Raw genomic sequence first — 19728 nt, forward strand, 5'->3', positions numbered from 1 at the left:
GAGATGTCCGAGATCATCCACGTCGGCGACAAAATTCACGACGACGTCCACGCACCCCTGATCGCAGGATGCCGCGCCCTCTGGGTCCACCCCGAACACACCCACCGACCCCGCGTCGCCGCCCACGACCGCTACCGCACCGCGCCCGACCTGGCCGGAGCCATCACCGAACTCCGCCGATGGATTCCCGCCAGCGTTCCCCGCCCGACCCTGCCCGTACGCGCAGCCGGGCTGATTCGCAACGCCACGGGGCAGCTCCTCCTCGTCCGGGGACCGACCGACGAGAAGTTCTCGTTCCCCGGTGGACGCTGCGAATCCCGCGGCCCCGACTCGCCGCCGCAGGCGATGGTCCGCGAAGTCCACGAGGAACTCCGCCTCACCGTCACCCCGGGGACGCTGCTGTGGGCCGGGTGCTCCGAAGGCGAGTCCTCGGCCGGCGAGAACAAAGCCCACTTCCTCGTCGAAGCCCACCTCGTCGGCACCACCGTTCCCGATCCGGACCCCGCCGAGGTCGCCGAATACCGGTGGGCCTCCAACAACGACGCCCTGCACCTACTCCACCCCGCCGAAGCCAACCGGCTCGTCCGCATCACCCGCCGACAAACCCACGGCTGGCAACACCAGCCCCGACTCGCTCGGTGAACCACCTGTCTCGGACAGCTGTACCCGCGTCCGATGTCCGACCGACAGTCCCCCGACAGTTCGCGTCGAACAACGCCTGCCTGCTCACCACCGAAAACGTGGCTCGAGCAGCTATCGAGGGATGACTTCAGGGGGGCACCACCTCCGCGCCCTCCCTCTCGGCGCCGGATACACCCCACCTACGGAGATCATGACTGGAATATTCAGTCGAAGGCAGGAGCGTGAAAAATATAGCTCCCGTCATCCACTCAACCTACTTTGGAACGCCTTCAAAGAAGCGAGTCCCGGCGCCAACGAAGGCACTACCTTTGTTGATCATTGAGGCAATCAAGGCGTTCTTGGATTTGGTCGGCTTCGACAGCACCGATGTTGTCGGCGATCTGAAGAGCACGAGTCCACGCACTGGCGGCCCCCTCGGCGTCGTACCGTTCGTTCAGGACACGGCCGAGGATGTCGAGGGCATCGACTTCACTGAAGCGGGCGCTGTGCTCTTCTGCGTATTCGACAGCGTGTCGGGCGAGCTGTTCGGCCTCGTCGAGTTCGTGTTGCTTGAGCTGGGTCTCCGCCAGGCGGGTGTACGCGTAGCAGTGCAGCAGGGGATCGCCGCCGATGGGAAGTTGCTCGACTGCGCGGGTCAGGTCGGCAGCAGCGGCGGGCAGGTCTCCGGTAACCAGGTAGAGGTTGCCCCGTACTGAGCGAGCGCTCGCTGCTCCGGACGTCGCACCAAGGGCATCGAGCGAGTCAACGGCTTCGGTGGCGGTCACCAGGACTTCGTTCGGCGGGTCCCCGCGGAACAGGCGTGCGCGGACGAACGCCTGAGCTGTCCAGCCGATGTCGCGGAGATCGCCACGACGGCGGCGGATTTCCAACGCGCGAGTCAGGACTCGTACCGCGCCGTCGAGATCGCCGCGTTCGGTTTCGATGCACCCCTGGATGTGCAGCATCCAGGCTTGTCCTTCCATCACGTCCGAGCGCTCGGTGACTTCGAGAACGGTCTGGGTGAGGTGCAGCGCTTGCTCGTAGGCCTTGACCAGGATGACGTAGTTGAACGAGCAAGCAGCGAGTTGCCACGCGAGCCGGTTCCAGCCCTTGTCGATGGCTGCGCGCACCGCAGCGGGAAGGTACTCCCACCGCGTTTCGGACCAGTCGAGAGCGGCTTCGTAGGAATCGAAGGTGGGAGGTGCTACCGACGGCGGCGGGGTGTCCAGGGGCGGGCCAATGGCACGGTCGGGCGCGAGCGTGACGGCGGCGTTGGCCCAGCCGTGCAGCATGTAGAGCAGGCTGCGTTCGGTGGCGCCGTCGCGGACTGCGCGCGGGTCGACGCGGCGGGATTCTTCGAGTGCGATGGCCCGGTGCAGCTCGTGGTAGGTCCAGTTGCGGCCGTGCTTGCTCAGCAGGGACACATCGGCAACGCCGTTGAGGAGTTCCCGCACCTGCCGGAGGTCGGTGTCGGTCGCGGCAGCAGCGGACTCGGGTGTGATCTCGGGCAGGATCGCGCACAGCCGCCAAGCCCGGGCTTGGTCTTCGGTGAGGTGTTCGTACGAGAGCCGGGCGTTGCGCCGGACGGCATCGGGCGGAGCGGTGTCGGCGGACATCTCGGCGATCATCTCCTCGTCGGCGTCGTGCGCGGCGATGTAGTCCCCGAGCGACCGCAGTGCCAGCGGAAGGCCGCCTCCGCGGCAAGCGAGGCCGGCTACTTCGCATGCCGGCTTCCTAGCTCGGGCTGCGATGAGTGCGGTGGCGTCGTCGGGCTCCAGCGGTGGTACGGACAGCCACACGACCCGGCCCGGGACGTCAGGGACTCGATCACGACTGGTTATCAGCACCACGCTACCGGGCGAGGCCGGGATCAAGGCAGCGATTTGCTCTGATCGGGCGTTGTCCACGCCGATGATGTAGCGCTTCTCCTGCAGCACGCTGCGCCACAGCGCGACCAGGTCGTCGAGGTCGGCGGGAAGCGCGGTCACCGGAGTCCCGGTGGTGGCCGCGCACCACGACCGCAGCACCACTGCCGGAGCACGGGGACCGGTGTTCAAGTCCCACCCGCGCAGATCCGCCCAGAGGACGCCGTCGAATTCGCGGCGCATCCGTGCTGCGGCGGCGATTGCGATGGCGGTCTTGCCCACTCCGCCTGGCCCGGTCAGGACCACTGTGCGTGGGGAGGAGGAGTTCACGGGTGCGGGGCGGCTTCCCTCACCGGTGATCGTCTTCATGAGCCTCACGCGGTCGACGAGGTCCTCGACCGGCGGAAGCTGGGCCGGAACGACCGGTCTTCCGTTGCCGTTGGGTGTGCCGTGGGCCTGACCTGTGCGAACCTCGGCGACCGCCGCAGCGAGATCGCCGGCCGTGGTGAGCTCGCGGTCCAAGCGCTCGGCCAGCTCCACGCTCAAACGACGCTGCCCGGATTCCAGCCGCGAGAGCAAGGTGTGGTGAACCTGGATCGTCTTCGCCAGCTCGCGTACACCCAGGCGCCGCTCCTTGCGCCATCGCTGCACGAGCGCGCCGACTTCTTCGTCCCGCATCGGCACCCCCACTTGAGCTACGAGGTCTCCTCGATCCGTCGTAGCACGCCAGTGCCGAAAGCCCCCGTCGGGAACACTCGAAGGAGTGACGTCTGCCGCTTCCTCGCGTTCTGCCGAGGAAGCGCTCGTAGCGCTGCCGGAGCCCGTCGAGGCTCATGCGTCGAGCAGATCCGCGAGTTCTTCCGGGAACTGGAACTGACCTTGGGCGGTGAGCTTCGGGGTGCGGCCCTTGCTGGTAGTCGCGGTGGTGTCGGCGCCGCGTTCCAGAAGCAGGCGGATCATCGCTCCGTCCGGGCTGGTGCGCCAGCGGGTCACTGCGATGTGCAGCGGGGTTTTCGCTGCACCCGCCGTAGTGGTGGCCTGGACGTTCGCGCCGACGTCCAGGAGGCGACGCGCCGACTCCACTGCGCCGCCTTGCACCGCGAACATCAGCGGAGTGAAACCTTCGCGGCTCTCGACGAGGTCGACGGGGACTCCCCCGGCAAGGCGCTGCTCGACCGTGTCCACGTCGTTGTCCTTTGCCGCGTAATGCAGTGGGTCTCGCCCCATGCGATCCAGATCCGTCACGGACGGCCTCCTTCAGGTCGCTCGAGGTAGACACGATCACAAAGTGGCGAAGCGGGGTATGGCGCTCGCTCATTCCTGCTCAGATCGACAGAGACCTATGGCCCGATCGGGTCACCTACCCGGGTGAACCGTCGTGAGGTGACCAAGATTGTCACCAGGTCACCACTACCAGCATCAGCTTCGAGCCCTCCACGGTGGACGCCCAGGCACGAGCAATCGAAATCTCGCTCTGATCGATCTGCTCACCGTTCTGACACACCACTCGCGAGAGGAGTCGATCGATGCGTGTTCCGGCACAAGCGACGACGGTGGCACGGACCTTGCTGCGCACTCAACGCCGTGCTCTGGCAACGGAGAACGGCGAACTGCGGCGTCAGCTTCAGTTCTGGGAAAGCTACATCGCAGAGCTGGAGCACGATCTGGCTCGAGCGAGCGCACAGGCTTGGGACACGGTGGCGGAAGTACCGGTGCGCGCCGCCTGGGAGTCCATTGTGGATGCTCGACTCGCGGGCGAACGGGACCGCACGTGGGTCGTGTGGGCGGACCTCGACGAGTTCAAACGCGTCAACGACCGGTTCGGGCATCTGTGCGGGGACGCGGTCCTTCGCGCAGTGGCACGGCGCCTGGAAGAAGCTTTCGCGGTGCGGTCCCCGGTGGTCTGCCGTCTCGGCGGGGACGAGTTCGGGGTGCTCGCACGTGACCTCGACCGCGACGCAGACCTGACGCGCTTCACCGCGCTGATGGCTGAGCCGGTGGCGTTGCCGCACGGGTGCTCGGTGCTCGTGTCGGCCTCGGTGGGTGTCGTCCACGCCGGCGAGCTCGCTTCGGACGCATCGCGCGAGGACCTGCTGCGCCGGGCGGATGCGGACTCCTACGCCCGCAAGCCACACCGTGTCGCCGGTGCTCCGAGTCCAAGAACGCGGGCACGGGTACTGGGCGCCGATGCGATCGGAGCGGCACGGTGACGGCGCGCGCCGGTCACGGTGGCGCTCGTGAGCACGATGTTGTGGGGCTTGGCAGCTGCGCCGCTGATCGCGGTGAGCCTGCTGCCTTGGCTTCCCCGGTGGTGGATGCCAATGGTGGCCGGGACGAGCTTGGCGTTGTTGTCGGCGACGGTGCAGGCGCGGTTCAGCGGGGATCCGGCGTTGGCGGCGTGGTGGTGGCTGGCGGTGGTCGGGGTGGTGTTGGGGTTGATCGACTCGGTGCACCACCGGTTGCCGCATCCGTGGACGGCGATCCTGCTGCTCGGCGGCACGGTGGTCTTCGGTGTCCTCCGGCCGGAGGTGCTTCCTCGGCTGATGGCCGCGAGCGTGGTGGTGCTGGTGGCGGGGTTGCTGGTGCAGTGGGTGTTACCTGGGCACATCGGGTTCGGGGACACGCTGTTTCTGGTGGCGTTGACGCCGTATTGGGCGTGGTCGGGCTGGTTCGCGGTGCTGGCCGGGGTGATCACGGCGCACCTGGTGCTCGGGGTGTTCGCGGCGGTGGTGTGGCTTTCCGGGCTGCGGGGGCCGGGAGTGCGGATCGCGGCCGGGCCGGGGTTGCTGCTCGGTGCGTGGCTGCCGTTGCTGGCGTGATCATGGTCGGGTTGGCGGGGTGCGCGCAGGCTCCGCAGCCAGCGGCCTCGGAGCCGCCGATCGCTCCCCCGCCGCACGCGGACGCCCGGTTCTCCGGCGAGCAGGCTGCGGTCGCAGAAGCTTACGAGCGGTTCTGGGTGGTGTCGCGCGGGTTGTCGCAGCACCCAGCCGAGCGGTGGCGCCCGGAGCTGGAACAGGTGGCGGCCGGGCCGATGGCCGAGACGATCCTGGTCAACCTCGATCGTCAGCGTGAGCAGGGCATCACCCTCTACGGCGAGGTCCATCCGCGGATCAGCGACGTCCGCCTCGACTCGGATCGCGCGGTCGTCACCGATTGCCAGGACTCCAGCAGCTCGGGACAGGCCAATACCTCCTCCGGGGAACTGAAGACGGTCGGGGTGGCACGCAACCCGGTGTCCGGCAGCCTCCAGCGCGGCCCGGACGGCGCGTGGCGGGTCACGCGGATCGACTACCCGAAGGGCGGCTGCTGATGCGGGGCGCGTGCTTCGCCGTCGCGGTGGTCGCTGCGCTGCACGGCACGGTCCTGCTGGCTCCTGCGGTCGTCGCCGAAGGCGGAGTCGTGGTCAGCCCGGGTGATGCGGACGGTCTCTTCGGGCCGCCGTCGATCGATCTCGGGGCGGTGACCGGCGGCACCGCATCGCGTCCGGGCAGGCCGGGTTCGGCGCACCCGGGCGGTGGGGTGGGATCGGGTGTTCCGGGTCCGCCGCTGGGGTTGAGCTGGTCGAGCGGCGACGGGGTTCCGGAGTGGTTCACCGCGATCCCGGAGTTCCGCTTCCCGGACTTCGGTGATCCTGCGGCACCGCCGTCTCCGGGTGCGCTTGCCGGGCAGGCGGTCGAGCAGTTGCAGCTGCCGTTGCCGACGCCGGCGCACTCGCCCGACGTGGCCTTGCCGGATAATCGTGCGGCGACGGTGGTCGGTGAGCACACCTGGTTCTGGACCGAGCGGGCCCGGTGGGTGCCGGTGTCGCGGCGGGTGCAGTCGGGTGCGGTGTGGGCCGAGGTGACCGCCACCCCGACCCGGCTGAGTGTCGATCCCGGCAACGGGCAGGGCCTCGTGTCGTGTCCGGGACCGGGCACTCCGTACGCCCGCGAAGCGGGGCTGCACGCCCCGTCGCCGGATTGCGATCTCGTCTACCAGCGCTCCTCGGCCGGGGCCCCGGGCGAGCAGGTGCGGGCGCAGTGGGCGATCACTTGGCAGGTCACCTGGCGTGGGTTCGACGGCGTCGCGCCGGTCAGCGGGGCGCTGCCGGAGATGACCTCCCGCGCGGGCGTGGATCTCGCGGTCGTCGAGGCGCAAGCACTCACCACCGGCTAATACATCCGCGTCACTACTCAAGTTCGTTTTCGCACTTTTTCCTTTCTGCATTGGGGAGAACTATGTCCACAACCGGTACACCACCGGCCTCTACACGCGATCCGGGACAGCGGCATTCGGCGCCGCGGGTGCCTGGTCGGCGCCGACGGTGGGTGTGGGTCACCTCTGGGGTGCTGATCGTCGCGGCGGTCGCGGGGAACGCGGCGCTGGTGGCGCAGCTGGCCGACCGGGCACCGGTGCTCGTGCTCGCCCGGGACGTGGCGTGGGGCCAGCGGATCACCGCCGATGACGTCGTCGCGAAGGACCTCCCGGCCGAGGCGGGAGCGTTCGCCGTTCCCGATGCCGCGCGGTCCGGAGTCGTCGGGCAGGTCGCCGCAGCGCACCTGCGGGCCGGAGATCTCCTGTCCCAGCGGGACGTGTCCGCACAGGCGGTGCCAGGCCCGGGGCAGCGGGTTCTCGGGCTGCGGCTCGATCCCGGGCGGTACCCGGCGGGCGGGCTGGCACCCAACGATCCGATCGCCGTGCACCCCGCCCCGGACGACGGCACCACGGCCAGCAGCACCACACCGAGCAGCGGGCGCGAGTTCCTCGCGCGGGTGGTGCGCACCTCACCCCCGGATGCCGAGGGGGCGATCACCGCCGACGTGCTCATCCCTGAGACCACCGTCTCCGCCGCGGTCGAGGCGGCCGTGGGCGGGGCGCAGGTCAGCCTCCTCGGACCCGCCCATCAGTAACCGCACGTTGTTGCAGTGGAAGGAGAACGTCTTCATGGCGATCACAGCTTTGATCAGCGCGCTCGGTGCTCCGGGGGTGTCGACCACGGTCGCGGCGCTGTCCACGGCGTGGCCGGGGCCGGTGCTGGCGGTGGATGCCGACCCGGTGCGGGGGTCGCTGGTGCCGGGGTGGCTGTCGCGGTGGTGGGTCGACGGGCGCATCACCACCGACGGGGTGGTGACCTTCGCCGCCAGCACCCGCCGCATGCGTTCCGTGCCCGCTGAAGGGCTTGCCGGTCACGCCCAAGAGGTGCCGCACGCCCGGCACGTGCGGGTGCTGCCCGGAGTGCTGCACCGCGAGCAGACCACCGCGATCGGCTCGGAGGGCTGGTCGAGGCTGGCCAGCGCCCTGCGGGACCTCTCCCGCTCCGGCCCGGACGTGCTCGTCGACGCCGGGCGGTGGTCACCGACGACTCCGTGGCCGTTGCTCGCGGAAGCGGACCGGGTGCTGCTGGCGGTGCGGCCGAGCCTGCGGTCGTGCTCGGGCAGCACCGATCTCGCCCGGCTGCTGGCCGAACGGGTCGGAACGCGGGCGCAAGTGGCGGTGCTCGGCGCGGACTCCTCCACCGCGGCTGAAGCGGCGTCCGTGGTGGGGCTGCCGCTGGGGCTGTCGATGCCGCTGGACTACCCCGCGGCCCAGGTGTTCTCCGATGGCGTCCACGGACCGCCGCACCTGGATCAACGCAGGCTCTGGAAGGCGACGCGCCGCAACGCCCGCGCCCTGCACCACCAAGCCCACCGTCCGGTGCGGTTCGAGACCAACTCCGCGCTCGACCTGTTGAAAGCGGGCAACGAATGAACACGCTGCTGCCTTGGTTCGACGACGGGGACCCGATCCCCGTCCCCGAAGCTGTCCAAGCCCTGCGCACGATGGTCGCGGCCCGTCTCGATGGCGGGGCCCACGACTGGGAGGCGGTCGTCGGCGGGGAGGTCGCGGCCTGGGTCGCCGACCGGGCGCGCCGCAGTCTGCCCGAGCTGTCCCACCCGGCGGAGCGCCGCCTCGCCACGGCCGTGCGCGGTGCGGTCGCCGGGCTCGGCGGCCTCGCCCCGCTGCTGGACCGCGACACGGTGGAGAACATCCACGTCCACGGCCACGACCAGGTTCTCGTGGAGTGCGCCGACGGCACGACGAAGCGGTGGCCGTACCCGGTCGCCGACTCCGACGACGCACTGCTGGATCTGCTGGGCGAGATGTTCGCGCGCCTCGGGCGCACGAGCCGGGAGTTCTCCCCGGCCCACCCGATCGCGAACATGCGCATCCCCTTCGGCGGTCCGCTCGGGGCGCGCGTGGCGGCGGTGCGGGAGGTGTGTGATCGGCCGCGGGTGGCGATCCGGCGGCATCGGCTCGCCCACGCCACCCTCGATGATCTCCACGCGAACGGCACCCTCGACGATCGCCTCCACGAGTTTTTGGCCGCGGCGGTCGCCACCGGGCTCAACATCCTCGTCAGCGGCGGCCCCTACACCGGCAAGACGACGTTGCTGCGGGCGTTGTGCCAGCAGATCTCCCCGGTCGAGCACGTGATCACCGTGGAAGACGATTACGAGCTCGGTGTGCACCTCGACCAGCGGCGGCATCCTCTGGTCACCGCGTGGGAGGCCCGCACCGCCGGGGCCGAGGGCGCCGGCGAGATCACCCTCGACGACCTGCTCAAGCAGGCGCTGCGGCATTCGCCGTCGCGGGTGATCGTCGGCGAGGTCCGTGCTGGGGAGATCACCGCGCTCCTGCGAGCCTTGGGCAACGGGGCGGCCGGGGGGTTGGGCACCCTGCACGCCACCAGCGCCGCCGCGGTCCCGGACCGGATCGCCGCGCTCGGCCAGCTCGCGGACCCGCCGCTGCCGATCACCGCCGCGCACCGCTGGACCGCCTCCGCGCTCGACCTCATCGTCCACGTCACTCGCCACGACACCCCCCACGGCCGCCACCGCACCATCGACGAGATCGTCGAAGTCGGCCCGATCGGGGACGGTGACGGCCCAGACCTCACCCCGCTGTTCGCCACCCCGCCCGGTCAGCACCACGCCATCCCGGTCGGCCCGCCCAGCCCGCGCCTACTCTCCCGCCTGCACGCCGCAGGGCTCGACCCCGACGTGTTCGCACCACCGGTCTTCGCAGGTGATCGCCGATGAACGGCATCGTTCTCACCGGCGGAGCGTGCGGACTCGCTACCGCCCTCGCCATCCTGATCGTCCTCTATGGACGCGGCGGTATCCCACTACAGCACCGCCCATTCCCGGGATGGTGGTCGGCGCGGTGGCTCCAGCTCGCCCTCGTCGCGGCCGGACTCGGTTCAGGGGCTTGGTGGGTGACCGGGTGGCCGGTCGGCGGCATCGCGGCCGCCGCAGGCGTGCTCGGCCTGCCCCACCTGCTCTCCCCCAGCCGCACCCGGCACGGCATCGAGCGCGCCGACGCGCTGGTGACCTGGACTCGGCGGGTCGCCGACCTGCTCGCCTCCGGAGCTGGAGGACTCGCCCAGGCGATCACCCGCTCCGCAGCCACCGCACCGGAGCCGCTGGTGGAACCGGTGCAACGGCTCGCACAACGGGCCCGCACGCACGGCATGGAAGCCGCGCTGCGCGAGTTCGCCGATGAGCTCGCCGACCCGGCCGCCGACGCGATCGTGCTCGCCCTGCTGCTGCGGCTGCGCACCGGCGGACGCGGCCTCGCCGACCTGCTGCACCGCCAAGCCGACGCCCAGGCCCGCGAGGTCGCCGCCCGCCGGGACGTCGAAGCCGACCGGGCCAAACCCCGCGCCACGGTGCGATCCCTAGTCGGCATCACCCTGGTCATGCTCGCCGGACTGCTGTTGTTCGCCGGGCACTACCTCGCACCGTTCTCCACCGGAACCGGCCAGCTCGTGCTTGCAGGGATCTCGGTCTTCGGGGCGGGCGCGCTGATGTGGATGCACCGGCTCACCACCCCACCCCCACCACGCCGCTACCTCACCACCGGGGAGGCCCGATGATGCCGCTCGCCCTGCTACTCGGACTCACCCTCGGCACCGGACTGGTCCTGGCATTCGCCGCGATACTGCCCACGGCACCGCTACGCCTGGACGCCGCACTCCACCAGATCACCACCCGCACCGCCGGAACTAGCAACCCCCGCCTGTTCACCGACCGCCTCGCGAGCCGGGCGGCCCGAGCCCGGCATCCCTGGCTCGGGCTCCCCACCGCCGACCTCGACCTGCTGGAACGAACGCCGCAGCAGTACCTGGCCCAGCGCGTGCGCGGCGCGGCACTCGGCACCGCGATCGGAGCCGGGATCGGGCTACTCGGAAGCATCACCGTTGTGCCGCCCACGCTCGCCGTGATTCTCGGTGTCGTGGGAGGGGCCGGGCTCGGCATGCTCCCCTACTTCCAGCTCCGCGACGCCGCCGCACAGCGCCGCGAGGACTACCGCCGTGTACTCGCGGTCTACCTCGACCTCGTCGCCCAAGAACGCAACGCCGGCCGCGCCGCCACACCCGCGCTGCGCGAGGCCGCGGAGCTCACCGAACACCCGTTGTTCCTGCGCATCCGGGCCACCGTCACGCAAGCACACCGGCTCGGCCACACCCCCTGGGACGCACTGCGCGACCTCGGCGACCGACTTCGGCTCCCGGAGCTCGCCGAAGTTGCCGACCTGGCCGACACCGCCGCCGACGGCGCGGCCATCGCCACCAGCCTGCACACCAAAGCCGCCTCCCTGCGCCACGCCGCGCTCGCCACCGACACCGCCGACGCCCACTCCCGCAGCGAGCGCCTCACCCTGCCGACCTCGCTGCTGATGCTGGCGTTCCTCGGCCTCGTGCTCTACCCGACCGTCGCCCAGCTCCTCACCACCTGATCGGAAGGAACCGCTCATGCACACCACCACCCGCCTCGCACTGCACCGCAGCCTCGACGTCGCCCAGTACTGGGCACTGACGCTCGTGCTCGCCACCACCACCGCCCTCGACCACCTCACCACCCGCACCCGCCGCATCCGGATCGACGACGAAGGTTCCGAAACCACCGAGAAAGCGGTGCTGACCGCGATCGGCCTGGCCGTCGCGGTCGGGCTCGGCGCCGCGATCACCGCCGTGGTCAACAAGTACCAAGGCCAAATCCACTAGCCGAAGGATCCCCACATGACTGTCCACACAAGACACACGTGTTCGGATCGCGGCTCGGAAACCGTCGAGACCGCCGTGCTGGTCGGGCTGGCGCTGGTGCTGGTGGTCTCGGTCGTGCAGGCCGCGTTGTGGTGGCACACCCACAGCCTCTGCCAGCACGCCGCCACCACCGGCCTGCACGCCGCCCGCACCTACAACTCCGTCCCCGGCTCCGGAGAGCGCGCTGCCGCCGACTTCCTCACCCGCGCGCCGAACGCGGCCACCGACCCCACCACGAGCGTGGACGCCGGAGCGGAGGCGGTGACGGTGCGGGTGTCGGCGACCGCGCCGCGCGTTCTGCCCATCCCGGGCCTCGAGTTCCGCGTCACCCGCACGGCGACGGCCGAGCGGGAGAGGTTCACGACGCCAGGAGGCAGATCATGAAGCGCCCATGGAACACACTCCCGGATGAGGGTTCGGCGAGCGTCGAGCTCGCCGTGCTCACCCCGATCGTGCTGGTGGTGTTAGCCGTGGTGATCGCGGGCGGACGGATCGTGGGCGCCCACGCCGCCCTCGACACCGCCACCACCGCCGCAGCCCGCGCCGCCTCGCTGGCCCGCACCGGCACCACGGCGCACGCCGCAGCAACCACCACCGCCCGCGACACCCTCGGCCAGCACGGGCTGCACTGCACCCAGCAGATCCTCGACATCGACACCGCAGGCTTCACCGCCCCGGTCGGCCAGCCCGGCACCGTGTCGGTACGCACCTCCTGCACCGTGCCGCTGGCGGACCTCGCCCTGCCCGGCCTGCCCGGCGCCGTCCCGCTGCACTCCGAGTTCACCAGCCCGCTCGATCCGTTCCGGGGCCGCGCATGAACCGCCACAAGGACGCCCGGGATGAGGGTTCGGTGAGCGTGCTCGTCGCGGTCCTGCTGCCCGCGCTGCTGCTCCTGCTCGCCCTCGTCATCGACGGCGCCGACCGCATGCGCGCCCTGGCCCGCGCCGACGACGCCGCGGCCGAAGCCGCCCGCGCCGCCCTCACCGCCGTGGACACCCGCTCGCCGCAGATCACCCTCGACACCGCGACTGCACGCTCGGCCGCGCAGGATGCGCTCGCCGCCAGCGGCCACCACGGCGAGATCCAGCTCGACGCCGCGCGCACCGTGCGCGTCACCGTCACCCACGCCGAACCCGCCGTCATCGGACTGTTCGGCCCCACCCACCACGTCACCGGGCACGCGGAGGCTCAGCTCGGTGTCGGCACCACCGATCCCGGACTCGCACCATGATCCGCGTACAGGCACTCCTGCGACGGCTTTCCGTCGTGCTCGGACTGCTGGTCCTGCTGACCGCGATGCCCACGCTGCTCGTGCTCGGCACCCAATGGGTCGGCTGGCCCGACCTGACCTGGCCGCCGCTGCACTCCGGACACCTCGGCGAGTTCGAACCCGCCCACCTCCACGACTGGGTCGTGGGCAGCTACCACGACATCCGCCTCACCCTCGGCTTCACCGGACTCATCACCGCCGGATGCCTGCTGGTGCTCTGGGCCTCATGGATCACGATGATCTGCTGGACCGTCGAAGACCTCTACCGCCTGCTGCGCTACGGCACCCGCCGACTCCAGGAAAACGGCCACGGCGGCCTGCGCGGCTGGATCACCGCACTGATCACCGGCACCGTCCTACTCGGTACCGCAGCCCCGAGCGTGGCTTCCACGCTCCCGTCGAACCCGGTGGCGGCCAGCGCGCGCCACCCCAGCGGCCCACCGCACACCCCCGAAGTGCCGTCGGCCGCACCGGAGACGGACGGGCACCACGCCCACGGCCCGTCCGTCTCCGGCCCCACCGTGTTCGTCCACCGCGGCGACAGCCTCTGGCTCCTCGCCCAGCTCCACCTCGGCGACGGCAGCCGATGGCCCGAGATCATCGAGCTCAATCCCCACCTCGCACCCGAACCCCAATACCTCCTTGCCGGGCAATCGCTCCGAATGCCCGACGATGCCGTCGGTACCGAACCCCCGCCCCTTCTGGAAGACGTCCGTTGGATCACCGTCGGCAACGGCGACACCCTCACCAGCCTCGCCCAACACCACCTCGGCGACCCCGAACGCTGGCAGGAAATCTTCGACCTCAACCAGGGGCGCACCCAACCTTCCAACCGCACCTTGCGCTACCCCCACACCCTCATGCCCGGATGGCAGCTCGCCCTCCCGCCCACCGAACTCCCGACACCACCAGCGCAGACAAGCGACTCAGCCCTTCGTTCGCCGTCCCCGCAGCAGGCACCGACCTCGTCTTCCGAGTCCGACAGCTCGACTACGATGTCCGCCGACTTCGTCTCACTCACCAGCGGCGGGGTGGTCTCCGCAACGCTCGCAGCGGCAGTCGCTGCCGCAATGTTCCTGCGCCGGCGGCGTCGGCGGCACCTCTACACACCCGGCAGCGGAGAACGCACTCCACCACCCAGCCACGGGCCGGCGGTCCACACCCTGCGCCTGGCCTACGACCGCACTCACCCCCCGGACCACGAGGGCGCCACCGACACCACCGTGGTGCTGCCCGCCACCGCGGAACATTCCGGATTGCACCCCACTACTGCAGGTGACGCGGGAACCACAGCAGCCGTCGAGATCGGAACCCGCGACGGACGCGCCCACGCGATCGATCTCGCCGCCCTCGGCGGACTCGGCCTCACCGGAGCAGGCGCGGAAGCCACTGCTCGCTCGTTGCTGGTACACCTCTTGGCCACCACGAACGCTTCCGTGGTCATTCCCGACCACGACGCCTGCGCCCTGCTGGGAGAGCCGCCTTCCGAGGCCCCTCGACTTCACCTCGCCGGGGATCTGCCGGAGGCCATCACCGAACTCGCCAACCGCGGCAATCCTGGCACTGATCACCAGGACACCGTGTTGGCGACCGTTCTGGTGGCCAGCATCGACCGGCCCCACCAATGCCTGCACGCAGCACTCGATTCCGTCCCTGCGACCGCGGGCATCCTGATCGGTGACTGGCCCGCCGCCACAGCACGTGTCCGCGCCGACGGAACGGTCACCACCGCCAGCCCCGCCATCGCCGAACTCCGCGGCACACAGCTGTTCCACCTCAACTCCACCGACACCCGCGACCTCCTCGACCTGCTCACCGACACCATCGACAGCCCGCCGGCCGACTCCCACCCCCCTTCCGCAGCCGACAGTCCCGAGCCGGATGGTCTCGACGACACCGCACACCACGCACGAGAGCTCGGCGCGGAACCCCCGGATTCGCAGCACCACACCGAGGACCTCGACGCCGACCACGAACACGGCGGCAACGGCGCGTCACTACAGGAGAATCAGGAGCTTGGGCTGCCGGAACCGCCACTGCCAGTCACCGGCGAGGCCCCACACGACCTCGAACACGACAGAGACGATCGGCCTGTCGGCACCGCGCCGGTCCCACCCACCGCAGGCGATCGCGGGCTTGCGGAACGTCCCATAACCCTGGCGGTGCTCGGCCCGCCCACCCTCACCTGGCACACGCCCGACGGCGCCGACCGGGACCTCACCTCGGTGCTGGCTCCCAAGCACAAGGCGCTGCTGGTGTTCCTGGCACTGCACCCTCGCGGAACGTCCCGAGCGACCGCACGCGAAGCGCTCTGGCCCGATGCACGCGGACGCCGCCCCTACAACGCCTTCTACGCCGCCCTCTCCCAAATCCGCACAGCACTCGCCGACACCACCGACGACCACACCTCCCACCTCATCCTCCAACGCGACGAACACATCACCCTCAACCCGCGACTGGTCACGGTGGACTACTGGCAACTCACCCAAGCCGAACACGACCAACACCGCGCGAACACCGATCAACAGCGCTTCGCCACCCAAACCCACATCGCCGAGACCTACCGCGGAGAACTCGCCGACGGCATGTCCGCGCTCTGGCTCGACGGCCCCCGCGAAGCAGCCCACCGCACCGCCCTCGACGCCCTCGCCGGCATGGCCGCCCACTACCGAGGCCACGACCCGCAGCGCCAGCTCCAACTGCTCGAACACGCCCGATTGCTCAACCCGGAGAACGAGGCCATCTACCGCGACATCATCAGGGTGCAGGCCGAACTCGGCCGCACCGACGCCATCAGCCGCACCCTCCACCTGCTCACGACCACACTGGCCGACATCGGAGAACGCCCCGACCCAGGCACCCTCATTCTTGCCCGCTCCCTGCAAGTGCGACACGACCGAGCAGTCGGCTAGCCCGAGTGAGCTGGCCGTCGGCCTGTCGGTGTGCCCCTTTACTCTCCCCACATGAAGGTCATCTACAAAATCACTTACCCCAACGGGAAGATCTAAATTGGACAAGACCGGGCCGACAGTCGGCTGACCTACTTCGGAAGCCCGTCGAAAAAACTCCTCGACCAGGACTTCGACCGTGCCGACCTCCAGGACTTCACCATCCGCAAACAGATCCTCTGGCAGGCTGAGGCCGCGACGAGCAGCGAACTGACCCGGCGCGAGAACGAACTCATAGTCGAACACCGTGCCAACGACCCCGCCTACGGCTACAACCAGCGGCCCCTCTTCAGGCCCGATACAAACGACCAGCCGAAGTGATCACTTTCCGTGGATCTAGGTGGCATTCACGGCGCGGCGGCCCCACCCCACCCTTGGATCCACACGCTTACTCCGGTATCTTTGAGAAGTAGCGGATCTGATACGGGTACTCCCGCGCCATCGTCCACAACCCTCCCGAGTGACCCTCTATTCCATCGGCGACCGCGAATACGCCGTTGACGGCCGAGAACCTGGCTTCAGCCGAGTCAACGGGACCAGCCTTCGCGCATGGGGCGGGACGGGGAGCGCGGCGGCCGGCCGGAGGGGACTCGCCCTCCGGCCGCCCGGACCGACACAGGGCCTACTCAGCTACCTACTCATGTGCCCAGTCACGCACTCACCGATCTACCCATTAAGCAGGAAGCACCCTCGCGCGACGATGTCGCATGTCAGAGCACCACTGACCCTTCCTGAAACCACCCAGCCTCGGTACCCCACGGGAACTTGCTGACGACTGGAAGGAAATAAAGTGCGATACATCAAATGAAGCGCTAACAGCGAACCCATGCACCTTTTCCTTCGTCGCCACTAGGCCACTCAATTATCTACCTTGCTAGTACCCCACTGTCGCCCTCGAACTCCAAGCCCCCCCTTCGCAGTCAAGCGCAGCGCCTGCATAACTTTAATTCAAACAAGTTTTCCACACGCCTTGAAATTCATCCATCGAATTTCGCCGCACGTGTTGCGACCATCGCAGCGCCGGCGTTACGGTTACTCCATCAAAATGGAACAGGCAAGCAGGTTCCAGTCAGAACAGCTTGCGGGCAGGGATTCGCACCCCGATTGCCCCGCAGTCACAAGCCCCGAAGGGACTACCATGACCTCTGTGTCTGTTGAAGCGTGGTCGCACGGTGACGGATGGCTTTCCGTGGACACGCAAGAGTGGATCAACGATCGCGGCGACTACGCGGACGATCTCACCGACGACTTGCGCCGGTGGATGGAAGACAACGAGAAAGACTATCCGCACGATGAGGTGATCACCGCGTGGATTGAGGCTCGCACGGGGGAACTTCCGGCCGGCCTGCATGGCGACGGTGAACTTTGGCACCACACGTTGTTCAACTTCTCTGATCATTTGATCGAAGACATCGGATTCGTGGTGCTGTCCTCGGCTGGATTCGGCGATTTGATGATTACCGTGAGCGACAGGCAAGGTCGCTACGAGCCGCCGACCGTGTACCGCTCCACCGTCGACGACATGGCGGGTTGGGCGGACTACTCGGATGCCGAGGGGGTTTGCGCCAACGGGCACGAATGGGGCACGAATGACACCGTGCACCTTCACGCCTGGAACAGCGTGGCAGTGGACACGTACCGCGTCCCCGACTTGATCCGGGTTCCTTTCGGCGACCCGTCCCGCGCCTACGTCGCGTGCCCTGCCTGCCGGAAGGCCGTGCACTTCGACTGCCGGTTCTGACGCGTCGCGCGGTCGGCTGCGCGCCTTCTCCTAGAGCTAAGCGCAGCGGCCGGCCGCGCATTCCCCCTTGGCCTGTTAGATCTTCTTCTGTGCGAGGTGTGCTGTGTTCGTGCTGTCCGCCAACGGTGACATGCTCTCCACCGAATACGACGACGACTCTTCAGTGATCACGTTCGAGAACGCCGAGGACACCGCCTGGCGGTGCCAGGCGTGCGGCCAAGCTCTGTCCGAGGAACCGGACGGCTACGCCGACGAATGCGGATCGCTCCGGTGCAATGCCTACAACCCGTATGAGGAGGCCTCTGAGACCGACGACATGGAGTCTGCACCGGGCTCCGGCGAAGGGCCACACCGCCCGCAACGGGTGCCTCTGGCGTGGTCCCACGGGGCAGCAATCCATACCGACCCTAATGAGGACTCGATCACGGTCACGATCAATGCTGGCGATCCGCGCGGCGCGTTTGCCTTCAGCGTGCGCCGCGTGCCTGACGACGCGCCAACCAACGCCGGACGGCTGGTCATGCACACCCCGTACCCGGGCGAACCGATGCCGCACGCAGCGCTGACCACCGACCATGCCGGTACTTATTGGGTCGGCTGACCGGCCGGGGCGCCCGCGACATGTCCGGGCGCCCTGCCCTGCTTCCCTCGCCCTGCACGGCTTGCCCGGGATAGGTTGCCCGCTACGGCAGACGCAACCGCGGCCGGAACAGTTCGCCCTTGCCTTCCTGGGGATTCGGACATGACCGCGGTGGACACGGCTCAGCTTGCCGAGCCCGCCACGGCCGCCGACTACGACACCGCCGGGCCGCCTTGGCGCTAGCAGCATTCCCAGTGGTTTTTCATCACGGCGCCTGCGCTGAGCGTCCCAGCGAAGGCGGGTACTCCGCCGATGTCGTGCGTTACCCTGGTCGACGCCTCCCTTCGGGGATGGCCTGCCCTTTCAGAGGGCTTGTGACAGGTCGGCGGACCGTGCGAACACCCTTCGCGGGTGGGTCCGCCGACCGTCGCACTACCTGTCGACGGTTCCCCCGCACACGACCAGCGGCGAACGGGCGTCCGCTTTTCGTTTCCCGTGTCGATTTGTCAATGCTGGCAATTTCGCTTCTGCACTCAAGGCACTCACACACACGGACAGCAGAAGTCTCTTTTTTGCCACTCATCGACGTTTAAAACGCGTAAGAAAGATTCACTAACACAGCACCATCGATGATTCTGAGAATCGCTGGTGTCTCACTCACTTGGAGGGCGAAGCCATGGGACGAGCCAGCCAGCGCGACAATCGCCGCGACCCCGCTCAACACGCCGTTGCGATCGCTCACGCTGTCGACAAGGCATGGAACACCAGTAACCACACCGGCCGCCGAGAGGTGGCCCTGTCCATCGTGGCGGCACTGTCCCTAGTCGGGCAACGTGACCCGGGCGGCGATGACCTGGCCAGCCAGTTCCGCTCTCAAGGACCAGCAGAGTTCACCGCTACGATGCGGGATCTCTACACCGTTTTCATCAACGTCCGTCCCGACTTGGTTCACCTCGTCTACCCACTCATGGCGTGGATGTTCGACGAACCGGCAGCCAGCCTGCAGCGCGCGGCTAAGCACGTCGCCGACGCAGCGCTGTCCGAAGGACAGCTTGAGCTCTCCGGCACCAACCGGCGCTATGACACCGATCTACTCGGTGTCGTGCTCACCGCGCTCAAATCCGACTCAGCGAGAGGAGCTAACGCGCAGATCTACACCCCGGCTCCCGTAGCGGATGTCATGAGCCGGATGCTGATGACCGGATCGAGACCGATCGAGGAAGGAACCCGTTTCCTAGATCCAGCAGTGGGCACCGGCGGTCTTTTCCGTGCCGCGGCGGAGAGCATGCGCGAACGGGGCCAGGACCCGGCCGCGGTGAATTGGTACGGCGCCGACATCGACGAACTCGCGATCGCCGCGTGCGCGGTCAATAGCCACCTGTGGGGTCTTGGCCCCCGGGTGTTGTTGTGCGTGACCGACCCTCTGGCGGAGGCTGATTGGGAGCGCCGGGCCGAAGCGCAGCGCACTGAGGTCCTGAGCTTGACCGACGCCGTCCGACGCGACAAGCTCATGATCAACGCTGTTCGCCGTGTTCAGAAGCTCACCGAACTGGCCGGCGAGCACAATACAGCCGACGAAGACACCACGACCTAACGTCGGGCGTGCGCGTGGCCTGGTGCCGAACAGCGTCGCGGAAGT

At 68.8% G+C, this 19728-nt stretch carries 20 protein-coding genes; 18 read left to right on the top strand and 2 right to left on the bottom strand.

The window, feature by feature from the left end:
- On the top strand, positions 1-642 hold a 642-nt coding region (locus ACWD38_RS10540), incomplete at its 5' end, for an NUDIX domain-containing protein (RefSeq protein ID WP_450123904.1).
- Positions 643-944: 302 nt separating this feature from the next.
- On the opposite strand, the gene ACWD38_RS10545 is transcribed toward ACWD38_RS10540, so the two are convergent.
- Together ACWD38_RS10545 and ACWD38_RS10550 are read right to left on the bottom strand one after the other, a co-directional pair.
- Entirely contained in the window at positions 945-3164 is a 2220-nt protein-coding gene (locus ACWD38_RS10545) for an NB-ARC domain-containing protein (RefSeq protein WP_450123905.1), read from the bottom strand.
- Between the two features lie 153 nt (positions 3165-3317).
- Complete coding sequence (locus ACWD38_RS10550) at positions 3318-3731, bottom strand: ankyrin repeat domain-containing protein (protein ID WP_450123906.1); 414 nt, start codon at positions 3729-3731, stop codon at positions 3318-3320.
- A 281-nt stretch (positions 3732-4012) separates the two neighbouring features.
- Here ACWD38_RS10550 and ACWD38_RS10555 point away from each other — a divergent pair, with 281 nt between their 5' ends.
- The 17 genes from ACWD38_RS10555 (at position 4013) to ACWD38_RS10635 (ending at position 19683) form a co-directional block, all read left to right on the top strand.
- Positions 4013-4696 (top strand): GGDEF domain-containing protein, encoded by a 684-nt coding sequence (locus ACWD38_RS10555; protein WP_450123907.1) that lies wholly within the window; start codon positions 4013-4015, stop codon positions 4694-4696.
- Positions 4697-4723: 27 nt separating this feature from the next.
- Positions 4724-5305, top strand: a complete 582-nt coding sequence (locus tag ACWD38_RS10560) for a hypothetical protein (RefSeq protein WP_450123908.1) — start codon at positions 4724-4726, stop codon at positions 5303-5305.
- Positions 5284-5796, top strand: coding sequence for a hypothetical protein (locus ACWD38_RS10565; protein ID WP_450123909.1), 513 nt, complete (start codon positions 5284-5286; stop codon positions 5794-5796). Before ACWD38_RS10560 ends, ACWD38_RS10565 begins: the two co-directional genes overlap by 22 nt.
- On the top strand, positions 5796-6641 hold the full coding sequence (locus ACWD38_RS10570) for a hypothetical protein (RefSeq protein ID WP_450123910.1): 846 nt from the start codon (positions 5796-5798) through the stop codon (positions 6639-6641). The genes ACWD38_RS10565 and ACWD38_RS10570 overlap by 1 nt, the downstream gene beginning before the upstream one ends.
- Positions 6642-6811: 170 nt before the next feature.
- On the top strand, positions 6812-7375 hold the full coding sequence (locus ACWD38_RS10575) for an SAF domain-containing protein (protein ID WP_450123911.1): 564 nt from the start codon (positions 6812-6814) through the stop codon (positions 7373-7375).
- A 34-nt stretch (positions 7376-7409) separates the two neighbouring features.
- On the top strand, positions 7410-8213 hold the full coding sequence (locus ACWD38_RS10580; protein WP_450123912.1) for a hypothetical protein: 804 nt from the start codon (positions 7410-7412) through the stop codon (positions 8211-8213).
- Positions 8210-9544 (top strand): CpaF family protein, encoded by a 1335-nt coding sequence (locus tag ACWD38_RS10585; RefSeq protein ID WP_450123913.1) that lies wholly within the window; start codon positions 8210-8212, stop codon positions 9542-9544. The genes ACWD38_RS10580 and ACWD38_RS10585 overlap by 4 nt, the downstream gene beginning before the upstream one ends.
- Positions 9545-9720: 176 nt before the next feature.
- Entirely contained in the window at positions 9721-10380 is a 660-nt protein-coding gene (locus ACWD38_RS10590; protein WP_450123914.1) for a type II secretion system F family protein, read from the top strand.
- On the top strand, positions 10377-11243 hold the full coding sequence (locus ACWD38_RS10595; protein ID WP_450123915.1) for a type II secretion system F family protein: 867 nt from the start codon (positions 10377-10379) through the stop codon (positions 11241-11243). The genes ACWD38_RS10590 and ACWD38_RS10595 overlap by 4 nt, the downstream gene beginning before the upstream one ends.
- Before the next feature lie 16 nt (positions 11244-11259).
- The gene (locus ACWD38_RS10600) at positions 11260-11511 is read left to right on the top strand and encodes a hypothetical protein (protein ID WP_450123916.1); all 252 of its coding nucleotides are present in this window, start codon (positions 11260-11262) and stop codon (positions 11509-11511) included.
- 15 nt (positions 11512-11526) lie between these two features.
- Complete coding sequence (locus ACWD38_RS10605) at positions 11527-11934, top strand: TadE/TadG family type IV pilus assembly protein (protein ID WP_450123917.1); 408 nt, start codon at positions 11527-11529, stop codon at positions 11932-11934.
- Entirely contained in the window at positions 11931-12368 is a 438-nt protein-coding gene (locus ACWD38_RS10610) for a TadE/TadG family type IV pilus assembly protein (RefSeq protein WP_450123918.1), read from the top strand. Before ACWD38_RS10605 ends, ACWD38_RS10610 begins: the two co-directional genes overlap by 4 nt.
- Positions 12369-12400: 32 nt before the next feature.
- Positions 12401-12781, top strand: coding sequence for a hypothetical protein (locus tag ACWD38_RS10615; protein WP_258348995.1), 381 nt, complete (start codon positions 12401-12403; stop codon positions 12779-12781).
- Positions 12778-15732 (top strand): LysM peptidoglycan-binding domain-containing protein, encoded by a 2955-nt coding sequence (locus ACWD38_RS10620; RefSeq protein ID WP_450123919.1) that lies wholly within the window; start codon positions 12778-12780, stop codon positions 15730-15732. The genes ACWD38_RS10615 and ACWD38_RS10620 overlap by 4 nt, the downstream gene beginning before the upstream one ends.
- 1174 nt (positions 15733-16906) lie before the next feature.
- Entirely contained in the window at positions 16907-17509 is a 603-nt protein-coding gene (locus tag ACWD38_RS10625) for a hypothetical protein (protein WP_450123920.1), read from the top strand.
- 103 nt (positions 17510-17612) lie between these two features.
- Positions 17613-18110: a hypothetical protein gene (locus ACWD38_RS10630; protein ID WP_450123921.1), complete on the top strand. Its 498-nt coding sequence runs from the start codon at positions 17613-17615 to the stop codon at positions 18108-18110.
- A 655-nt stretch (positions 18111-18765) separates the two neighbouring features.
- On the top strand, positions 18766-19683 hold the full coding sequence (locus ACWD38_RS10635; RefSeq protein WP_450123922.1) for an N-6 DNA methylase: 918 nt from the start codon (positions 18766-18768) through the stop codon (positions 19681-19683).
- The last annotated feature ends 45 nt before the right edge of the window (positions 19684-19728 follow it).

This window comes from Saccharopolyspora sp. NPDC002578, from assembly GCF_053592695.1.

Excerpts from the sequence above, each read along its gene's own strand:
- ACWD38_RS10545 (WP_450123905.1), bottom strand. The coding sequence starts at position 3,164 with ATGCGGGACGAAGAAGTCGGCGCGCTCGTGCAGCGATGGCGCAAGGAG.
- ACWD38_RS10555 (WP_450123907.1), top strand. The coding sequence starts at position 4,013 with ATGCGTGTTCCGGCACAAGCGACGACGGTGGCACGGACCTTGCTGCGC.
- ACWD38_RS10570 (WP_450123910.1), top strand. The coding sequence starts at position 5,796 with ATGCGGGGCGCGTGCTTCGCCGTCGCGGTGGTCGCTGCGCTGCACGGC.
- ACWD38_RS10580 (WP_450123912.1), top strand. The coding sequence starts at position 7,410 with ATGGCGATCACAGCTTTGATCAGCGCGCTCGGTGCTCCGGGGGTGTCG.
- ACWD38_RS10585 (WP_450123913.1), top strand. The coding sequence starts at position 8,210 with ATGAACACGCTGCTGCCTTGGTTCGACGACGGGGACCCGATCCCCGTC.
- ACWD38_RS10595 (WP_450123915.1), top strand. The coding sequence starts at position 10,377 with ATGATGCCGCTCGCCCTGCTACTCGGACTCACCCTCGGCACCGGACTG.
- ACWD38_RS10600 (WP_450123916.1), top strand. The coding sequence starts at position 11,260 with ATGCACACCACCACCCGCCTCGCACTGCACCGCAGCCTCGACGTCGCC.
- ACWD38_RS10605 (WP_450123917.1), top strand. The coding sequence starts at position 11,527 with ATGACTGTCCACACAAGACACACGTGTTCGGATCGCGGCTCGGAAACC.
- ACWD38_RS10610 (WP_450123918.1), top strand. The coding sequence starts at position 11,931 with ATGAAGCGCCCATGGAACACACTCCCGGATGAGGGTTCGGCGAGCGTC.
- ACWD38_RS10620 (WP_450123919.1), top strand. The coding sequence starts at position 12,778 with ATGATCCGCGTACAGGCACTCCTGCGACGGCTTTCCGTCGTGCTCGGA.
- ACWD38_RS10625 (WP_450123920.1), top strand. The coding sequence starts at position 16,907 with ATGACCTCTGTGTCTGTTGAAGCGTGGTCGCACGGTGACGGATGGCTT.
- ACWD38_RS10635 (WP_450123922.1), top strand. The coding sequence starts at position 18,766 with ATGGGACGAGCCAGCCAGCGCGACAATCGCCGCGACCCCGCTCAACAC.